The organism is Pseudomonas sp. LF-5 (assembly GCF_037626295.1).
Taxonomy (GTDB): Bacteria; Pseudomonadota; Gammaproteobacteria; order Pseudomonadales; family Pseudomonadaceae; genus Aquipseudomonas; species Aquipseudomonas monsensis.
Genome location: NZ_JARKMT010000006.1, coordinates 128,096 through 145,269 on the forward strand (window position 1 = coordinate 128,096; position 17,174 = coordinate 145,269).

18 protein-coding genes are annotated in these 17,174 nt (G+C 61.5%); 9 read left to right on the top strand and 9 right to left on the bottom strand.

Features of this window, described 5'->3' with window-relative positions:
• Nucleotides 1–5 precede the first annotated feature (5 nt).
• The 4 genes from PseuLF5_RS18640 (at nucleotide 6) to ureC (ending at nucleotide 3,333) form a co-directional block, all read left to right on the top strand.
• Nucleotides 6–539, top strand: a complete 534-nt coding sequence (locus PseuLF5_RS18640) for a GNAT family N-acetyltransferase (RefSeq protein ID WP_123470997.1) — start codon at nucleotides 6–8, stop codon at nucleotides 537–539.
• Nucleotides 540–544: 5 nt separating this feature from the next.
• Nucleotides 545–1,081, top strand: coding sequence for a GNAT family N-acetyltransferase (locus PseuLF5_RS18645; protein ID WP_123470995.1), 537 nt, complete (start codon nucleotides 545–547; stop codon nucleotides 1,079–1,081).
• A complete protein-coding gene (locus tag PseuLF5_RS18650) occupies nucleotides 1,078–1,383 on the top strand; it encodes an urease subunit beta (protein WP_123470994.1) in 306 nt (101 codons plus the stop codon). Before PseuLF5_RS18645 ends, PseuLF5_RS18650 begins: the two co-directional genes overlap by 4 nt.
• Before the next feature lie 249 nt (nucleotides 1,384–1,632).
• Entirely contained in the window at nucleotides 1,633–3,333 is a 1,701-nt protein-coding gene (gene ureC / locus PseuLF5_RS18655) for an urease subunit alpha (protein WP_123470992.1), read from the top strand.
• Between the two features lie 188 nt (nucleotides 3,334–3,521).
• Here the strand turns inward: ureC and PseuLF5_RS18660 are convergent, their stop codons facing one another.
• Both PseuLF5_RS18660 and PseuLF5_RS18665 read right to left on the bottom strand, forming a co-directional pair.
• On the bottom strand, nucleotides 3,522–3,827 hold the full coding sequence (locus PseuLF5_RS18660) for a chaperone modulator CbpM (protein WP_123470991.1): 306 nt from the start codon (nucleotides 3,825–3,827) through the stop codon (nucleotides 3,522–3,524).
• A 22-nt stretch (nucleotides 3,828–3,849) separates the two neighbouring features.
• A complete protein-coding gene (locus PseuLF5_RS18665; protein ID WP_123470989.1) occupies nucleotides 3,850–4,800 on the bottom strand; it encodes a DnaJ C-terminal domain-containing protein in 951 nt (316 codons plus the stop codon).
• 292 nt (nucleotides 4,801–5,092) lie between these two features.
• Here PseuLF5_RS18665 and PseuLF5_RS18670 point away from each other — a divergent pair, with 292 nt between their 5' ends.
• Nucleotides 5,093–6,367 (top strand): Hsp70 family protein, encoded by a 1,275-nt coding sequence (locus PseuLF5_RS18670; RefSeq protein ID WP_340134287.1) that lies wholly within the window; start codon nucleotides 5,093–5,095, stop codon nucleotides 6,365–6,367.
• A 153-nt stretch (nucleotides 6,368–6,520) separates the two neighbouring features.
• On the opposite strand, the gene PseuLF5_RS18675 is transcribed toward PseuLF5_RS18670, so the two are convergent.
• The 3 genes from PseuLF5_RS18675 to PseuLF5_RS18685 all read right to left on the bottom strand — a co-directional run bounded on the left by PseuLF5_RS18675 (nucleotide 6,521) and on the right by PseuLF5_RS18685 (nucleotide 9,288).
• Nucleotides 6,521–7,534 (bottom strand): AI-2E family transporter, encoded by a 1,014-nt coding sequence (locus tag PseuLF5_RS18675; protein WP_222833766.1) that lies wholly within the window; start codon nucleotides 7,532–7,534, stop codon nucleotides 6,521–6,523.
• Nucleotides 7,535–8,124: 590 nt separating this feature from the next.
• Nucleotides 8,125–8,430: a PsiF family protein gene (locus PseuLF5_RS18680; RefSeq protein WP_007950613.1), complete on the bottom strand. Its 306-nt coding sequence runs from the start codon at nucleotides 8,428–8,430 to the stop codon at nucleotides 8,125–8,127.
• A gap of 63 nt (nucleotides 8,431–8,493) precedes the next feature.
• The gene (locus tag PseuLF5_RS18685; protein ID WP_123470983.1) at nucleotides 8,494–9,288 is read right to left on the bottom strand and encodes an AraC family transcriptional regulator; all 795 of its coding nucleotides are present in this window, start codon (nucleotides 9,286–9,288) and stop codon (nucleotides 8,494–8,496) included.
• A gap of 96 nt (nucleotides 9,289–9,384) precedes the next feature.
• Between PseuLF5_RS18685 and PseuLF5_RS18690 the strand changes: the two genes are divergently transcribed.
• Entirely contained in the window at nucleotides 9,385–10,272 is an 888-nt protein-coding gene (locus PseuLF5_RS18690) for a DMT family transporter (protein WP_340134289.1), read from the top strand.
• A gap of 122 nt (nucleotides 10,273–10,394) precedes the next feature.
• On the opposite strand, the gene PseuLF5_RS18695 is transcribed toward PseuLF5_RS18690, so the two are convergent.
• The 3 genes from PseuLF5_RS18695 to PseuLF5_RS18705 all read right to left on the bottom strand — a co-directional run bounded on the left by PseuLF5_RS18695 (nucleotide 10,395) and on the right by PseuLF5_RS18705 (nucleotide 12,309).
• A complete protein-coding gene (locus tag PseuLF5_RS18695) occupies nucleotides 10,395–11,273 on the bottom strand; it encodes an esterase/lipase family protein (RefSeq protein ID WP_123470979.1) in 879 nt (292 codons plus the stop codon).
• A 91-nt stretch (nucleotides 11,274–11,364) separates the two neighbouring features.
• Nucleotides 11,365–11,670, bottom strand: coding sequence for a DMT family transporter (locus PseuLF5_RS18700; RefSeq protein ID WP_123470977.1), 306 nt, complete (start codon nucleotides 11,668–11,670; stop codon nucleotides 11,365–11,367).
• Nucleotides 11,671–12,309: an FMN-dependent NADH-azoreductase gene (locus PseuLF5_RS18705; protein WP_128614212.1), complete on the bottom strand. Its 639-nt coding sequence runs from the start codon at nucleotides 12,307–12,309 to the stop codon at nucleotides 11,671–11,673.
• A 109-nt stretch (nucleotides 12,310–12,418) separates the two neighbouring features.
• On the opposite strand from PseuLF5_RS18705, the gene PseuLF5_RS18710 reads away from it, so the two are divergent.
• Nucleotides 12,419–13,378: a LysR substrate-binding domain-containing protein gene (locus PseuLF5_RS18710; protein ID WP_225931056.1), complete on the top strand. Its 960-nt coding sequence runs from the start codon at nucleotides 12,419–12,421 to the stop codon at nucleotides 13,376–13,378.
• A 91-nt stretch (nucleotides 13,379–13,469) separates the two neighbouring features.
• Nucleotides 13,470–14,003: a ferritin-like domain-containing protein gene (locus PseuLF5_RS18715; protein ID WP_128615924.1), complete on the top strand. Its 534-nt coding sequence runs from the start codon at nucleotides 13,470–13,472 to the stop codon at nucleotides 14,001–14,003.
• Between the two features lie 92 nt (nucleotides 14,004–14,095).
• On the opposite strand, the gene PseuLF5_RS18720 is transcribed toward PseuLF5_RS18715, so the two are convergent.
• Nucleotides 14,096–16,171 carry an AsmA family protein gene (locus tag PseuLF5_RS18720; RefSeq protein ID WP_340134291.1) on the bottom strand — a complete coding sequence of 692 codons (2,076 nt, stop codon included), beginning with the start codon at nucleotides 16,169–16,171 and terminating at the stop codon, nucleotides 14,096–14,098.
• A gap of 384 nt (nucleotides 16,172–16,555) precedes the next feature.
• Between PseuLF5_RS18720 and PseuLF5_RS18725 the strand changes: the two genes are divergently transcribed.
• Complete coding sequence (locus tag PseuLF5_RS18725) at nucleotides 16,556–17,104, top strand: hypothetical protein (RefSeq protein WP_340134293.1); 549 nt, start codon at nucleotides 16,556–16,558, stop codon at nucleotides 17,102–17,104.
• Nucleotides 17,105–17,174 lie beyond the last annotated feature (70 nt).

A 17,174-nucleotide genomic window follows, 5' to 3' on the forward strand; every position in this document is an offset into this window, starting at 1 on the left:
GCGCCATGACTTACACGATTCGCGACGCCCTCCACGCCGACCTGCCGGCGATCCGTGACATCTACAACGATGCGGTGCTCAACACCACGGCGATCTGGAACGAGTCGGCGGTCGACCTCGGCAACCGTCAGGCCTGGTTCAGTGCGCGTCAGGCCCAGGCGTATCCGATTCTGGTGATCGTCGGCGGCGACAACGCAGTGCTCGGCTACGCTTCATTCGGTGACTGGCGGCCGTTCGACGGCTTTCGCCATACCGTCGAGCACTCGGTCTATGTGCGCAGCGATCAACGCGGCAATGGCCTTGGCCCGCAATTGATGGGCGCCCTGATCGAACGGGCAAGGGCCTGCGGCAAACATGTCATGGTCGCCGCCATCGAAAGTGGCAACGCCGCCTCCATTCGTCTCCATGAGCGCGCCGGTTTCAGCATCACCGGCCAGATGCCGCAGGTCGGCACCAAGTTCGGTCGCTGGCTCGACCTGACGTTCATGCAACTGACCCTCAACCCCGGCGCGGAGCCGCCTGACGCCAACAAGGAGTGATACCGATGAACGCTGCCCAACTGCGCCGCGTCAACGCTGAAAGTTTTGCGCACTATCGTCAGGGCCTGATCGACCTGCTGCTCGATGCGGTGGGCTATGGCGCCAGCGTCGGCTTCATGGCCGACCTCGATGCCGCCCAGGCCCGCGCCTATTTCGATGAGGTCCAGGACAACGTGAACAAGGGCAGCGTGTTGCTCTGGGTGGTGGTCAAGGACGAACAGGTGCAGGCCAGCGTGCAACTGAGCCTGTGCCAGAAGGCCAACGGTCTCAATCGCGCCGAAGTGCAGAAACTGCTGGTGCGCGAACACGCCCGCCGACGCGGCCTCGGCCAGCAATTGATGAGCGCGTTGGAACTCGAAGCGGCCAAGCACAAGCGCGGCATGCTCTACCTCGACACCGAGGCCGGTTCCCCCGCCGAAGATTTCTACAAGGCCCTGGGTTACAGCCGCGCCGGTGAAATTCCCGACTACGCCTGCGACCCGCACGGCACCTATCGCCCGACCGCCCTCTATTACAAGATCCTGCAAGGAGCCCGGCCATGATTCCCGGCCAGTACCAGATCCAGCCCGGCGACATCGAACTCAACGTCGGCCGCCGCACCCTCAGCCTGAAAGTCGCCAACAGTGGCGACCGGCCGATCCAGGTCGGTTCGCACTATCACTTTTTCGAGACCAACGACGCCCTGACCTTTGACCGCGCCGCCAGCCGTGGCATGCGCCTGAATATCCCGGCCGGCACCGCCGTGCGCTTCGAGCCGGGGCAAAGCCGCGAGGTGGAGCTGGTGGATTACGCCGGGCACCGGCGGGTGTTCGGGTTTGCCGGGCGGGTCATGGGTGATCTCTGACATCTTCGTGCTCCGCTACCCCTCACCCCAGCCCTCTCCCGAGGGAGAGGGAGCCGATCACCGATAGCTGACCCACCGTGAACAGTCGCCTCTGCGGAGCTGATCACCGATAGCCGGCCCACCGCGAACAGTCCCCTCTGCGGAGCTGATCGCCGATAGCCGCCCCACCGCGAACAGTCCCCTCTCCCTCTGGGAGAGGGCCAGGGTGAGGGGGCGATGGCTCACCACTATTTTCTTGAAGGACGCAGCATGAAGATTTCCCGTCAAGCCTACGCCGACATGTTCGGCCCCACCGTCGGCGACAAGGTGCGCCTGGCCGATACCGAGTTGTGGATCGAAGTCGAAAAGGACTTCACCACCTACGGCGAAGAAGTGAAATTCGGCGGCGGCAAAGTGATCCGCGACGGCCAGGGCCAGAGCCAGTTGCTCGCGGCCGAAGTGGTCGACACCTTGATCACCAACGCGCTGATCATCGACCACTGGGGCATCGTCAAGGCCGACGTCGGCCTCAAGGACGGGCGCATCGCCGCGATCGGCAAGGCCGGCAACCCGGACGTACAGCCCGACGTGACCATCGCCATCGGCGCCAGCACCGAAGTGATCGCCGGTGAAGGCATGATCCTCACCGCCGGCGGCATCGACACCCATATTCACTTCATCTGCCCGCAGCAGATCGAAGAAGCGCTGATGAGCGGCGTCACCACCATGATCGGCGGCGGCACCGGGCCTGCCACCGGCACCAACGCCACCACCTGCACCTCCGGCCCGTGGCACCTGGCGCGCATGCTCCAGGCCGCCGACGCGTTCCCGATGAACATCGGCCTCACCGGCAAGGGCAACGCCAGCCTGCCGGAGCCGTTGATCGAGCAGGTCAAGGCCGGTGCCATCGGCCTCAAGCTGCACGAAGACTGGGGCACCACCCCGGCGAGCATCGACAATTGCCTGAACGTCGCCGACCAGTACGACGTGCAGGTGGCGATCCACACCGACACCCTCAACGAATCCGGCTTCGTCGAAACCACCCTCGGCGCGTTCAAGGGCCGCACCATCCACACCTACCACACCGAGGGTGCCGGTGGCGGCCATGCGCCGGACATCATCAAGGCCTGCGGTTTCCCGAACGTGCTGCCGAGTTCCACCAACCCGACCCGGCCGTTCACCCGCAACACCATCGACGAACACCTCGACATGCTGATGGTCTGCCATCACCTGGACCCGAGCATCGCCGAAGACGTCGCATTTGCCGAAAGCCGCATCCGCCGCGAAACAATTGCCGCCGAAGACATCCTCCACGACCTCGGCGCGTTCTCGATGATCAGCTCCGACAGCCAGGCCATGGGCCGTGTCGGCGAAGTCATCACGCGCACCTGGCAGACCGCCGACAAGATGAAGAAGCAGCGCGGCCCGCTGCCGCAGGACGGCGCAGGCAACGACAACTTCCGCGCCAAGCGCTACATCGCCAAGTACACCATCAACCCGGCGATCACCCACGGCATCAGCCACGAAGTCGGCTCGGTGGAAGTCGGCAAATGGGCGGATCTGGTGCTCTGGCGCCCGGCATTTTTTGGCGTGAAACCGACGCTGATCCTCAAGGGCGGCGCGATTGCCGCCAGCCTGATGGGCGATGCCAACGCGTCGATCCCGACCCCGCAACCGGTGCACTACCGCCCGATGTTCGCCAGTTACGGCGGTTCGCTACATGCCACCAGCCTGACCTTTATCAGTCAGGCGGCGCAGGAAGCCGGGTTGCCTGAAGCGTTGGGATTGAAGAAGAAAATCGGCGTGGTCAAAGGCTGCCGTGACGTGCAGAAAACCGACCTGATCCACAACGATTATCTGCCGAACATTGATGTCGACCCGCAGACGTATCAGGTCAAGGCGGACGGTGTGTTGCTCTGGTGTGAACCGGCGGAAACGTTGCCGATGGCACAGCGGTACTTTTTGTTTTGAGCACAAAAAAGGCCCTTCGGGGCCTTTTTCAATGGTGAATCAGAATGACCGTGTAATCGTTCTTCGCTGGCAAGCCAGCTCTCACAGGTTCTGCGTCGAACTGAAATCCCTAACTCAACCCAAAACCCTGTGGGAGCTGGCTTGCCAGCGATGAGGCCAAATCAACCGACACAAAGTTTTCAGGCTATCTACTCAACCACCAACCGCCCCAAGCGCTGGCGCAACATGCGGTTCTCGGCGCGCAACTCGCGCACTTCTTCCAGCAGATCCAGCGCCAGGGCGACGCCTTCCCACTCCAGTTCCAGTTCGCGGCGCAATTTCGCCGCACGTTTGGCCAAGGCCAGTTCGTAATCGGTGAAGCGCCATTCCCGGGGCTGTGCACCCTGAGGTTCGAGGATGCCGTGTTCGACGATTTCGATCACGTAGGCATCCGACAAATCGGCCGCCTCACAGAATTCTGCCAAGTCCAGTTGAACGATCAGGGGGCTGCTCATGATGGGCTACTCCGTCGTCGAATCAGAAGTTCTCTCGCGGATTGAAGGCGGCTTTCTTCGCCAGTTCCTGCCACAGCGCCTTGACCTCATCGTCCGAGGCTTTCGGCATCACGGCTTTGAGCTGCACGAACAGATAACCGCGCTCGCCGGCCTTGTTTTTCAAACCATGACCCTTGGCGCGCATGCGCTGGCCGTTCTGGCTGCCCGCCGGCACCTTGAGGTTGATCTTGCCGGTCAGGGTCGGCACGGCCACTTCAGCGCCCAGCGCCAGTTCCCACGGCGCCAGCGGCAGGGTGATGATCAGGTTTTCGCCTTCGACATCGAATTTCGGGTGCGGCGCAAAGCGAATGGTCAGGTACAGATCGCCATTGGCCCCGCCACCGATCCCCGGTGCACCCTGGCCCTTGAGGCGGATGCGCTCGCCGTCGGTCACGCCCGCCGGGATCTTCACGTTCAGGCTCTTGCTGGTGTTGCTGACGTGCTGGCCGTTGGCGTTGTATTGCGGCACCTGGAAGGTGACCTTCTTCGACTCGTTCGCCAGCGTCTCCTCAAGGAAGATCGGCAGTTCCATTTCCACGTCTTGTCCCCGGCGCCCGGTACTGCGTTGTTGCCGACCTTCGCCGCCACCGAAACCGGGGCCGCGATTGCCGAAGATCGAACTGAAGAAGTCCGAGAAGTCGCCGGTGTCGCCACCGCCGCCGCCAAAGCCGCCACGGCTCTGCCAGCCCGGTGGGCCCTGGAACGGCTGACCGTGCTGGCCATAGCGGCGCAGCTCGTCGTATTCGGCGCGCTTGTCGGCGCTTTTCAGCGCTTCATAGGCTTCCGAGGCATCCTTGAACTTGGCCTCGGCGTCTTTTTCCTTGCTGACATCCGGGTGGTATTTGCGCGCCAGCTTGCGATAGGCCGCCTTGATCGCCTTGTCGTCCGCCGTCGGCTCCACGCCGAGTATCTTGTAATAGTCTTTGAAGTCCATCGAAGGAATCACCGTCCGTTATCGATTTCGCGCCGAGCCCAGCATGCGCTCATTCGCGCGTGCCGGGTTGACCGATCTCAAGTTTGTGACCGGGTGGCGCTGCAGAAGTTTATCGGCAGTGGGCGACGGTTCTTGTGACCGCCGGTGTGTCTGCCGGCCCATGCCAGCAAGTTTGGGGCAAAGTCTGGGCTTTCAAGGCAGTTTAGTCGTGAAATAGCAGATGACCGGCCTTCGAATCTGTCGCGCACTGACATACACTGCGCGGCCGTTTTTTAGACCGGAACCGAAAGACATGAAAGACGCCTCTCCAGCCCGTGCCTGCGGCATCGACTTCGGCACGTCCAACTCCACCGTCGGCTGGCTGCGCCCCGGCATGGACACGATGATCGCGCTGGAAGACGACAAGATCACCCTGCCGTCGGTGGTCTTCTTCAACATCGAGGAACGCCGCCCGGTGTACGGTCGCCTGGCGCTGCACGAGTACCTGGAAGGCTACGAAGGCCGGCTGATGCGCTCGCTCAAGAGTCTGCTGGGCTCCAAGCTGATCAAACACGACACCAGCGTCCTCGGCACCGCGATGCCGTTCAAGGACCTGCTCGGCCTGTTCATCGGCCAACTGAAGAGCCGCGCCGAAACCGCCGCCGGTCGGGAATTCGAGCAAGTGGTCCTCGGTCGCCCGGTGTTCTTCGTCGATGACGATCCGCTGGCCGACCAGGAAGCCGAAGACACCCTGGTCGAAGTGGCGCGCAAGCTCGGCTTCAAGGACGTGTCGTTTCAGTACGAACCGATCGCTGCGGCCTTCGACTACGAGTCGACCATCGAAAAAGAAGAGCTGGTGCTGATTGTCGACATCGGCGGTGGTACCTCGGACTTCTCGCTGGTGCGCCTGTCGCCCGAGCGTCGCGGCATGGACAACCGCCACGATGACATCCTCGCCACCGGCGGCGTGCACATCGGCGGTACCGATTTCGATAAACAGCTGAGCCTGCAAGGTTTGATGCCGCTGTTCGGCTACGGCAGCCGCATGAAGAGCGGCGCCTACATGCCGACCAGCCACCACATGAACCTGGCGACCTGGCACACCATCAACTCGGTCTACTCGCAGAAATCCACCCTGGCGCTGGGCAGCATGCGTTACGACATCGAAGACACCGGCGGCATCGACCGCCTGTTCAAGCTGATCGAACAGCGCGCCGGCCACTGGCTGGCGATGGAAGTCGAAGAAACCAAGATCCAGCTGACCCACACCGACAGCCGCCATGTGCCGCTGGACCGGATCGAGCCCGGCCTGAGCGTTGAGCTGAGCCGCGCCCTGTTCGAATCGTCCATCGACGCACTGCTTGAGCGCGTGCGCGGCAGCGTCACGCAGCTGTTGAACGATGCCAACGTGTCGGTGAGTCAGGTCGATACGGTGTTCTTCACCGGCGGTTCGAGCGGCATTCCGGCGCTGCGCAACAGTGTTTCGGCGATGTTGCCGAACGCACGGCATGTTGAAGGGAATATCTTCGGCAGCATTGGTAGCGGTCTGGCGATTGAGGCGATGAAGCGTTACGGCGCAATGGCCTGATCACAATCGCTGTGGCGAAGAGCATTTGTGGCGAGGGGATTTATCCCCGTTGGGTCGCGAAGCGGCCCCGACTTTTGAAAGCAGGGGCCTGCTGCGCAGGCCAGCGGGGATAAATCCCCTCGCCACAGATGCATTCGCTACAGATGCCTGGCCTTAGACCATCCCACCCAGCTTCAACTCACTCTTCAGGTACGCGTAATAAATCGGCCCCGCCACCACTCCCGGCAGGCCGAACGCGGCTTCGAACACCAGCATCGCCAGCAGCAACTCCCACGACTTGGCACTGATCTGCCCGCCGACGATGCGCGCGTTGAGGAAGTATTCGAGCTTGTGGATAAAGATCAGATAGCCCAGCGCCGCCACCGCCACCCAGATCGACAGCGACAGACCGACGATGGTGATCAGCGTGTTCGACATCAGGTTGCCGATCACCGGCAACAGGCCGAGCAGGAAGGTCAGGACGATCAGGGTCTTGGTCAGCGGCAGCTTGATGCCGAACATCGGCAGGATCGCCGCGAGGAAGATCCCGGTGAAGATCGTGTTGAGCAGGGAAATCTTGATCTGTGCGAAGACGATGTTGCGAAAGGCCTGGACCAGCAGGTGCAGGCGATCGAACAGGGCGGCGGCCAGCGGCTTGCGCTTGGTCACGTCCGGTATCCGCTGCAGAGCGATGATCGCGCCGAGGACCATGCCGATCAGCAGGGTGACAAACATGTGCGCCGCGTCCTTGCCCACCAATTGCAGCTCGGACAGATGCTTGCTCGCCCATTGACCGATGGCGACACGGAACTCGGCGGCGCTGGCAGGCAGGTAGGCATCGAGAAACGGCGGCAGTTGCCCGCGCGCACGATCGACCACGCCCATGAATTTATCGAGAGAAGCGCCCGGATTTTCTGCTTCGTGCAGCAGGAAACTGATAGCGCCGGCGAAGATCAGCGCCAGCACACTGACCACCAGCGTGCCCAGCAACGCCACCGCCAACCAGCGCGCGCGCCGGCCTTCGATCAGCCGTTGCAGTTGCGGGGTGAGCATGTTGACCAGCTCATAGACCAGCAGACCGGCCAACAGGCTGGGCAACAAACGCAGCGGCAGCACCAGCAGCAAACCGCCAAAAATAATGATGCAACTGACCCAGAACACAACATGACGCTCAGAAAACGTTGGCATACAGCCTCAAAACGAACGGCGTAAAAGGATTGGCAGTCTGCCAGCGATCCAGAGAGAGCACTAGGGATATGCGGTGCTTCAGGTCCCCTCACCCTAGCCCTCTCCCAAAGGGAGAGGAAACCGATTGGGGGATGCTCTGCGTATCCTGTGACCTGAAACAGCGACATGGAATCCAAAATCGACCGATTTTTTCAGGTCGACGAGTTTCTTGAGATTTGCCCTCACCCTAACCCTCTCCCTCCGGGAGAGGGAACCGATTGGGGATGCTCTGCATATCCAGTGACCTGAAACAGCGACATGGAATCCATAATCGACCGGTTTTTTCAGGTCAACAAGTCTCTTGAGATTTGCCCTCTCCCTCTCCCTCTCCCTCTCCCTCTCCCTCTCCCTCCGGGAGAGGGAACCGATTGGGGATGCTCTGCATATCCAGTGACCTGAAACAGCGACATGGAATCCATAATCGACCGGTTTCTTTCAAGTCGACGAGTTTCTTGAGACGCTGCGGTCAGTCCCCTCTCCCTCCGGGAGAGGGTTAGGGTGAGGGCAAATCTCAAGCGGACGCGTCGACCCTGACACGCCACAGAAGCGGGTTATTTTTTCTTCAAGCAGTCACTCATGAAGGTCTTGCGCGCATCACCGGTCAGGGCTTTGGTTTTCGCATCGGCGTTGCAGGTTTTCATTTTTTCCTGCTGCGGGGTCAGGGCCTTGGCATCGTTGGCCGCCGGCGCAGCCTTGAGGCAGGTGCTCATGAAAGTCTTACGCTCATCGCCCTTGAGGCTCTTGGCGGTCGCATCGGCATTGCAGGTGGTCATTTTGTTCTGCTGCGCGGTGGCGGCGAAACCCTGGGAGCACAGCAGCAGACCGATCATCAACAAAGGGACACGCAACATCTTCATGGAGTTTTCTCCTTGTCGCCGCACCGATGGATGCGGCCTCTGCTGAAGTGTAGCCAAATCTTGTTACACCTTCCCGCCTTCCAGGTGGCTTCGCCGATACTGCTCCGGCGTGCATCCGGCCTGACGGGCAAACATGGCGATGAAGGCCGAGCCACCGCTGTAACCCAGATCGAAGGCGATCTCCTGCACGCTCTTCGAACTTTCCAGCGCCTCGATCGCTGCCAGATAGCGCAGACGCTGACGCCATTCGCCGAAACTCATCCCCAGCTCACGCACGAACTGCCGGGCCAGCGTGCGCTCGCTGACGTGTACCTGCGCCGCCCAGTGCGCCAGCGGTTGGTTACTGCCCGGATCGGCCTGCAATGCATCGAGAATCGCCAGCAACCCGGGATTACTCGCATACGGCAGATAACATTCATGCACCGGCGCCTGTTGCAGTTGATCAACCAGCACCTGGGCCAGTCGCCGGTCGGCTTCGAGTTCGGGGATTTTCACATCGCGTGCGGCGAAGTCCTTGAGAATCGCCTTGAGGATGTCGCTGATTGCCAGCGTGCAGGCCCGTGCCGGCAGTTCGGCGCAGACCTTGGGGTCGAGGCACACCGCACGATAGTTGACTGGTTGGTGGCTGTAGAAACTGTGCTCGACCTGCGGCGGTACCCACACCGCGTACTGCGGCGGCGACATGAAGCGGTTGCCATCGACGTCCATGTGCAGCACGCCGTGCGCCGCGTACTCCAGCGTGCCCCACGGATGCCGGTGCGGCGCGGCGTATTCATGGGCGTTGAAGTCGGCGTAGCGGAAGTACACCGCTGACGGCAGTTCGCTGAAATCCAGCAGATCGATGTGTTTACTGTTCATGCTGTCCGGTTGCAGAGGCAGGTTGTCCGGTTCGCAGTATAGGGCTGCATCCAGACAGGGGATAATCACCGTTCATCAACGTTCTGGTTTTAACCCATGCAATACGCGTTTCCCCTGCTGGCGATTTTCATCTGGGCCGGCAACACCGTGATCAACAAACTGGCGGTCGGGGCGATCTTCCCGGCCGAGATCGGTTTCTACCGCTGGCTGCTTGCCGGCCTGCTGTTCACCCCGTTCATGCTCAAAGCGGTCATCGCGCACTGGCCGCAGATCCGCCCGAACCTGGGCAAGATCTTCATCCTTGGCGTGCTCGGCATGGCGGTGTATCAGAGCCTCGCCTACTTTGCCGCGACCCTGACCACGGCGACCAACATGGGCATCATCCTGTCGCTGATGCCGCTGATGTCGCTGACCATGGCGATCATCAGCCTCGGCCAGCGCCTGACCGCCGGCGCCTTGTTTGGCGCGGTGCTGTCGTTTGCCGGCGTATTGGTGGTGGTCTCGTCAGGCAGCCTTGGCGCCCTGCTGCAACACGGCGTGAACCTGGGTGACGCGATGATGCTGATCGCTACCCTCGCCTACGCGATCTACAGCACCTTGCTGAAAAAATGGCAGCTGCGCCTGCCGCCACTGGTGTTGTTGTACTTGCAGGTGCTGGTGGCGATCGTAGTGCTGTTTCCGCTGTACGCGATGTCGCCGAAAACCGGGCTGACCCTGCAGAACATTCCGTTGGTGCTGTATGCGTGCCTGCTGGCGTCGATGCTCGCGCCGCTGGCGTGGATGCAGGCCGTACAGCGTCTGGGGCCGAGCCGGACGACGTTGTTCTTCAACTTGCTGCCGCTGATCACTGCGCTGATTGCAGCGCTGGTCTTGAAGGAACAGCTGGCGATGTATCACCTGGTCGGTGGTCTGCTGACGTTGGGCGGGGTGATTCTTTCCGAGCGCTGGACCACGGTGTTGGGCCGCAAGGTCAGCGTTGCCTGACCCGACGCCATCGCTGGCAAGCCAGCTCCCACAGGGTCGGTGTCGCACACACATTTTTGTGAACGCCACGAAGCAGTGTGGGAGCTGGCTTGCCAGCGATGAACGATAACGCGGTGTGCCTGCTAGACCCCGGCAGCCTCAAGCCGCGCCGCATGCTCGACGAACAGCCGCACCGGATCCGCGCCCTTGCCCACCAGCCCCAGCGACTGGTTGACGATGTCGAAGTGATCCAGCGGATAGTCATCGCCAATCACCGTGCCCAGATGCGAGCTGTAGCGCCCGACCATCCCGTCACACTGCCCCGGTTCGCGCACGAAGGTTTTCGCGAACAAGCGGCAGCTGCGATTGGTGCCGTCGAACAGGTTGCCGCCGCGGTCGGTCTTGCCCGGCTGCAGCGTGCCCGACCACGAGTAATAGCGCACACCGTTGACCTCTTCCGGCCCGTGTCCGCCCCAGGTGTCAGGCAGGCCCTGTGGATAACGCTGATTGAACAGTGCCACGCCTTCGCTGGTCAGCGATTGGTGCGAAGCGTGGATATCCACCGGCAACTTCGGCCCGCGGTAACCGGTTTCCAGTAACGCCATCAGCCAGCCGACAACGCGCAACAACACCTCAAGGACGCGTCCTCTGGCGCTGTCCGCCGGATAGTGTTTTTGCAGATAGTCGGCCAGTTCCGAACCGTGATTGGGTCCGGCCACCGAGGTCACCGACGCGACCAGATCCGGACGTTTGGCCGCTGCATAGCGTGCGGTCAGCGAACCCTGGCTGTGGCCGAACAGGTTGACCCTGGCCGCGCCGGTCTCGCGCAGGATCTCGTCGATCCGCGCCAGCAATTGCTCGCCGCGCACTTCGGTGGAATTGAGCGGCGACACCTGCACCGCAATGACCGTCGCACCACCACGGCGCAAGGCCTTGATGATTCCGTACCAATACGGATAGAGCACCAGCCGGATAAACCCGAGCATGCCCGGCACCAGCACCAGTGGATAACGCGTCGACATGGGCAAACATCCTTGTGGTCGATGAGTGGATGCAAGGCGTGCAAAACGCCCGCCAAGCATCCTCCCTGATGATGACAACTCAACGACCAGCCTACTTCAGCCCCGCCACCCCCGCCACAATCAGACCTACCGAGAGCAGTTTGACCAGTGTCAGGCTTTCGCCGAGCAACGCGAACCCAAGGAACACCGTGCCCAGCGAGCCAATCGCCGTCCAGACCGGATAGGCAATGCTCACCGGCAATTCACGCATGGCCAGCGTGAGAAAGTAGATCCCGCCGATTGCCGCAATCACGGTGATCAACGACGGCCACAACCGGGTGAAGCCTTCGGCGTACTTCATGCCCATGGCGAAGGTGACTTCGAACCCGGCGGCGATCAGCAGGAACAGCCAGGCCATCTAGAACGCCCCGGCGAGGTCGAACAAGCGCTGCTCGGCCTCCGCCACCGACGCCGCGAAGGTGCGTTCAGCGGATTCTTCACCCTCGGCCGCGACTACGGTGACGTCGTTGATACCGATAAAACCCAGCGCCGTGCGCAGCCATGGATCGGCATGGTTCAACGCCTCCAGCTCACCGCCCGGGCCAAAACCGAAGCCGCCGCGACTGGTGACGATCAGTGCCTTCTTGCCTTGCAACAGTGGCGTGTAGTTGGCAACGCCGTTATCCAGCGTGTGATCGAACGTCAGCCCCAGCCGCACGATCTGATCGACCCAGGCCTTGAGGCCGCTGGGCACGCTGAAGTTGTACATCGGCGTGGAGATCAGCAGCAGATCATGCTCGAACAGCTCGCCGACCAGTTGATCGCTGAGCGCCAGATCGGCCTGCATCGACAACGGCCGTGCTTGCGGCTCCGGGTAGAACGCCGCCGCTACGAACGCCTCGTTGACCGCTGGAATCAAGGCCCGACCGACTTCGCGGCGAGTGACGCGAGCCTGTGGATGATGCGCCTGCCAAGCGCTGAGAAAACCTTCAGCCAGACGCCGCGAATGCGAACGGTCACCGCGCGGACTGGCATGGATCACAAGAATCTTGCTCATCTGTCTTTCCTCCGGACTAGAATCAAACGGCTTGTGGCGTGCAGCTTGAGGCGCACCGCCGCTGTCCTTCAAATGAGCAAAAATCAGTCGGGATGAATTCATTTCATCCGTGGAGTTTTCAATGTTCGCCTCGCTGCCGCTGACCGCCCTGCGCGCTTTCGAATCCGCTTCGCGCCTGTTGAGTTTCAAGGCTGCTGCCGAAGAGCTGTCGGTCACCCCCACAGCGATCTCTCATCAGATCCGCTCGCTGGAAGACTGGCTCGGCGTCGCCCTGTTCGAACGTCTGCCGCGTCAGGTACGCCTGACCGAAGGCGGCGAGCGCCTGTTTCGCAGCCTGCACGGTGCCTTGCTGGAAGTGGCGCAAAGTGTCGACACCCTGCGCCCGCAACGCAGCGGCAGCAGCCTGACGCTGTCGACCACGGCCGCGTTCGCCGCGCTGTGGCTGGTGCCGCGCCTGGGGCGGTTTTATGCGCAGCATCCGAACATCAACCTGCGCCTCGATACCCATTGCGAGGTGATCGATCTGCATCAGGACGCCAGCGTCGATCTGGTGTTGCGCTACAGCCTCGATGACTATCCGAACCTGTATGGGCAGTGCCTGTTCGACGAGTCGTTCGGCGTTTACGGCTCGCCCGAGCAAGTGGCGCTGGCCGCGCGGCGCACGCCGACGCTGATCAGCGTGCGTTGGCACAACTCGAAGCTGTATGCCCATGGCTGGGAAGCCTGGTGCGCGCAGTCCGGCGAGCACTGGCTGCAGCAGCATCCGGTGAGTCGTGAATACGACGAAGAGCATTACGCCCTGCAAGCGGCGATTGCCGGGCAAGGGTTGGTTCTGGCGAGCAATATTCTGGTGTCGGAGAGTGTCAGCAGCGGGCTGCTGGTGCCGTACAAAGGCGAGATTCAGGTCGATGGCGCCGGGTACAGCGCATTGTGCGTGCCGGGGCGCGAACGGCATCCACCGGTGCGGGCGTTTTTTACCTGGCTGCATGAGGAAGCGCTGTTGTCCGGGCTGACGCGCAGATCGCAACCGTCGGCAGCGTCTGTAGAGCAGGCGGCAAAAATCTCATAAAACTTTTTGCTTCGCGCAGGACTCACAACTGGGGTAGGCGAGCACGCCTGTAGAGCGTGGCGCCAATCGGATTAGCCTCCAGGAGATCGAAATGAGCGACGACCTGCATCTGTCAGATGTCCAAACCCTGCGCGACCGTGCGCGCCAACACGTCGAGAACGGCGCCGTCACCGAAAGCTACAGCGCCGACCGTGAAGAGGTACTGCGCTTGCTCAACGCATCGCTGGCCACCGAACTGGTCTGTGTATTGCGCTACAAACGCCACTACTTCATGGCCTCCGGGGTGAAAGCCAGCGTGGCCGCCGAAGAGTTTCTTGAGCATGCCACCCAGGAAGCCCAGCACGCCGACCGCCTGGCCGAACGCATCGTGCAACTGGGCGGCGAGCCTGAGTTCAACCCCGACCAGCTGTCGAAAATGTCCCACGCCCAATACGTGGCCGGCTCCACCCTGAAAGAAATGGTCTACGAGGATCTGGTGGCCGAGCGGATCGCCATCGACAGCTACCGCGAGATCATTCAGTACATCGGCGAGAAAGACCCGACCACCCGGCGCATCCTGGAAGACATCCTCGCGCAGGAAGAAGAACATGCCGATGACATGGCCGATATCCTGAAAGACCTCTAAACCCTATCGCGAGCAGGCTCACGCCTACAGGGGAACGCATTCCCAATGCAGGAGTAAGCCTGCTCGCGATGGCGTCGTTATATACGCTGAAGTTATTGGGTTGGTTTAACGGTGACAGGCGCCTTGCCTGCCTTCATCTGCTCCAGCAAAGGCGCACACTGATTAGGCTCGCCGCCGCTCGGTGCCACCAGGGCCAACAGCCCCGCCGCCGGCGCCGCAATCACACCCAGCGCCACCATACCCGCCCCACGCAGTATCAACGGCACGGCCTTGACCCCGGCATCCGGCTTGATGAACTTGCCGCGCACATACAAAGGTGAACGCAGGGAAATCAAACGCCAGCCCTTGGACTCCGGGGTCACCGTCAGATCGAGTTGCTCGGTGGCCATGTTGGCTGTGCCGTCGATATAGATGATCGCGTTCTCGGTATCGAAGACAAACAATCGCGTGGTCGCCAGACCCGTCTTGATGTCGAAGTCGGCCGCCGCGCAGTTGATCTTCACTTCCTTGTCGCCAAAGATCTTGCCGACCACATAGTTACCGACGTTCAGCCCCGCCAGTTCCATCAGTTCACGGCTGATTGCGCCGTCGTTGATCAGCATCTTCAGGTTGCCGTTCGCGCCGCCGAGCAACTTCGCCACCGAATTGCCGCGCCCGCTGATATCGGCATCACCGTTGAGCTCACCGAAACTGGTTTTCATCGGCTCGAAGGTGGGGAACAGTTCCTTGAGCTTGAACTTGCGCGCAGTCAGTTTCGCCCGACCCTCCAGCGGCTCGGTGCGGCCGTCGAGGCGGATTTGCGCATCGAGGTTGCCGCCAGCCACGCCGAAGCGCAGCGGTTCGAGGCTGAGTTCGCCGTCGTTGAGTTTCAAATGGGTATAGAGGTCGGTGAACGGCAGTTTCTCGCTGTGGACAATGCGTTTGCCGGTGAACTCGACATCGGCGTCCATCGCGCGCCAGCGATCGGTCTTGAACTCTTCCACCGGCAACACTTTATCGGCCGGCTGCTTGCTCTCGCCGCCCCGGGCCTTTTGCTTGGCGTTGGAGTCGGCGCCGATCAGCGGGGCTAGGTCGGCGAACAGCAATTGATTGGACAGCAACGCGCCGCTGAGTTTCGGCCGCGGCTGGCTGGCGACATAAGTCAGGTCGCCGTGGATATCACTGCTGCCGATCTTGCCGTTGAACTGCTCATAGGTGAACGTCGCCCCGGCCACGTCATGCAGTTTGGCGATCAAGTGACCGTCGGTGGAATAGGGTGGTGTGTCGGGCAGGGTCACGCCGGTCAGCGGATACAGGTTACCCAGGCTCGCGCCGGCCAGTTTCAGGCGCAGATCTAGAGCGCCGAGGTTAAGCGGGTCAGTCAGGGTGCCGGCCAGGTCGAGGCTGGTGTCGCCGATCTTTGCCTGCGCCTGCAGCGGGAACGGTTTGCGCGCGTCCTGCAAGGCCAGCAGCCCGCCGATCTTGCCTTGGCCGGTGAGGCTCTGGCCGTGGTACTGGCCTTTGACCTTCAACGCAAACGCATAATCCTGGGGCGCGCCGCCCTTGTCCTGGGCGGTCTTGGCCGCTTTGTCACCGACGATTTCGCTGAATGGAATCGGTTTGCCCAGCGGATCGATCAGCACATCGAGGCTGGTCTTGAGGGTCTGATCGTCGAGGGTCACATGGCCCTTGTCGAAACCGATGGCGCCGATGTCGACCACCCAGTTCGACGGCTCGGCATTCGGGTCCTTGGGATCGAACTTGAACACCCAGTTGCCGCGACCGTCCGCCAGCCGCTGCAACTCAGCGTTGGGCTCGGTCAGGTCGATACGCGGAATCACCACGCGCTGCGCGAGCAAGGCCAGCGGCGAGATACGCAACTCGACCCGCTTGAGGGTCACCATCTGCGGCTTTTTCGACCAGTCCGGATTACCCAGGCTCAGGTCTTCGGCCACCACGTGCGGCCACGGCACCCACGACCGCCAGCCGCCCTCATCGGGCTCGCGCTGCCAGATCACCGCGAGGTTGCCATTGATGGCGAACGGTCGGTGCAGTTCTTCCGAGACTTTGGCGTTGAGCGGCGGTTTGATCCGGTTCCAGTCGAAGAACACGATGATCAACACCAGCACAGCCAGTAGCAGCACGAGAATGGTGAGGGTCCAGCTGAAGATTTTTCCAGTGCGCGTCATGCACAAAGCTCCTGATCACGACCGCACGCAAAGACTGCGGCGTACGGCTGAAACGGCGGGCCAAAGCGGCCCTCATGAAATCTACGACTGGCAAACGGGCCGCAGGTTTAATCGAAAGGCCAATTACCGCGCAAAAAGCCGCGCGAAATCTGACCGATCAGTCGAGCAGCGTTACCGCGCCCGCACTTTTGCGAGGCGCGAGTGAGTCGAAAATACCCACTGCGGTGCAAAAGCGTCGCTCTGAAAGGCCCGTTCTAGAGCCTCCCGGCTGAACAATCAATTCTGTTGATTATTACCATTGCGTTTATGAACTTTTATATCGACTTATCGAGAGTAGCATTGCCTCCGTACCCACTTTATCGCCCTCCCAAGGAGCAACCCATCATGAAACGCCAATTACTGTTCAGCCTGACCCTGTCGATGCTAGCCAGCACTGCTTTCGCCCTGCCCGCTGCCGATCAGGCTACCCCGCAAGTGAAATCCAGCCACTCGGTGTTCAGCCAAACCGTAGCGGCTGATGGTTCGGACCGCACGCCACAAGGCCAGACGCTGGCTGAAAACGGTCGCAACCGCCTGGAAGAAAAAGGTCTGGTGCAAGACGGCTCCGATCGCACGCCACAAAGCCAGGCGCTGGCTGAAAACGGCCGCAATCGCCTGGAAGAGAAAGGTCTGGTTCAAGACGGTTCCGATCGCACCCCACAAGGTCAAACCCTGGCGTCTGACGGCAGCGACCGCACCCCACAAGGTCAGACCCTGGCTTCCGATGGCAGCGACCGCACCCCACAAGGTCAGACCCTGGCTGCCGATGGCAGCGACCGTACCCCACAAGGTCAGACCCTGGCTGAAGATGGCTTCGACAAAACCCCACTGGGCCAAGCCGTTGCCGAAGGCGGTGGTGACCGTGTGATCGAACGCAACAGTCAATTGAGCTAAGCCCGTGGTGGCCTGGAAAAAAAGCCCGATCAAGCGATTGGGCTTTTGACTTTTCAGTCCCGGTAAAATC

Excerpts from the sequence above, each read along its gene's own strand:
- PseuLF5_RS18705 (WP_128614212.1), bottom strand. The coding sequence starts at position 12,309 with ATGAGCAAGATTCTTGTGATCCATGCCAGTCCGCGCGGTGACCGTTCG.
- PseuLF5_RS18685 (WP_123470983.1), bottom strand. The coding sequence starts at position 9,288 with ATGAACAGTAAACACATCGATCTGCTGGATTTCAGCGAACTGCCGTCA.
- PseuLF5_RS18720 (WP_340134291.1), bottom strand. The coding sequence starts at position 16,171 with ATGACGCGCACTGGAAAAATCTTCAGCTGGACCCTCACCATTCTCGTG.
- PseuLF5_RS18725 (WP_340134293.1), top strand. The coding sequence starts at position 16,556 with ATGAAACGCCAATTACTGTTCAGCCTGACCCTGTCGATGCTAGCCAGC.
- PseuLF5_RS18690 (WP_340134289.1), top strand. The coding sequence starts at position 9,385 with ATGCAATACGCGTTTCCCCTGCTGGCGATTTTCATCTGGGCCGGCAAC.
- PseuLF5_RS18650 (WP_123470994.1), top strand. The coding sequence starts at position 1,078 with ATGATTCCCGGCCAGTACCAGATCCAGCCCGGCGACATCGAACTCAAC.
- PseuLF5_RS18670 (WP_340134287.1), top strand. The coding sequence starts at position 5,093 with ATGAAAGACGCCTCTCCAGCCCGTGCCTGCGGCATCGACTTCGGCACG.
- PseuLF5_RS18640 (WP_123470997.1), top strand. The coding sequence starts at position 6 with ATGACTTACACGATTCGCGACGCCCTCCACGCCGACCTGCCGGCGATC.
- PseuLF5_RS18660 (WP_123470991.1), bottom strand. The coding sequence starts at position 3,827 with ATGAGCAGCCCCCTGATCGTTCAACTGGACTTGGCAGAATTCTGTGAG.
- ureC (WP_123470992.1), top strand. The coding sequence starts at position 1,633 with ATGAAGATTTCCCGTCAAGCCTACGCCGACATGTTCGGCCCCACCGTC.
- PseuLF5_RS18645 (WP_123470995.1), top strand. The coding sequence starts at position 545 with ATGAACGCTGCCCAACTGCGCCGCGTCAACGCTGAAAGTTTTGCGCAC.
- PseuLF5_RS18700 (WP_123470977.1), bottom strand. The coding sequence starts at position 11,670 with ATGGCCTGGCTGTTCCTGCTGATCGCCGCCGGGTTCGAAGTCACCTTC.
- PseuLF5_RS18715 (WP_128615924.1), top strand. The coding sequence starts at position 13,470 with ATGAGCGACGACCTGCATCTGTCAGATGTCCAAACCCTGCGCGACCGT.
- PseuLF5_RS18675 (WP_222833766.1), bottom strand. The coding sequence starts at position 7,534 with ATGCCAACGTTTTCTGAGCGTCATGTTGTGTTCTGGGTCAGTTGCATC.
- PseuLF5_RS18665 (WP_123470989.1), bottom strand. The coding sequence starts at position 4,800 with ATGGACTTCAAAGACTATTACAAGATACTCGGCGTGGAGCCGACGGCG.
- PseuLF5_RS18680 (WP_007950613.1), bottom strand. The coding sequence starts at position 8,430 with ATGAAGATGTTGCGTGTCCCTTTGTTGATGATCGGTCTGCTGCTGTGC.
- PseuLF5_RS18695 (WP_123470979.1), bottom strand. The coding sequence starts at position 11,273 with ATGTCGACGCGTTATCCACTGGTGCTGGTGCCGGGCATGCTCGGGTTT.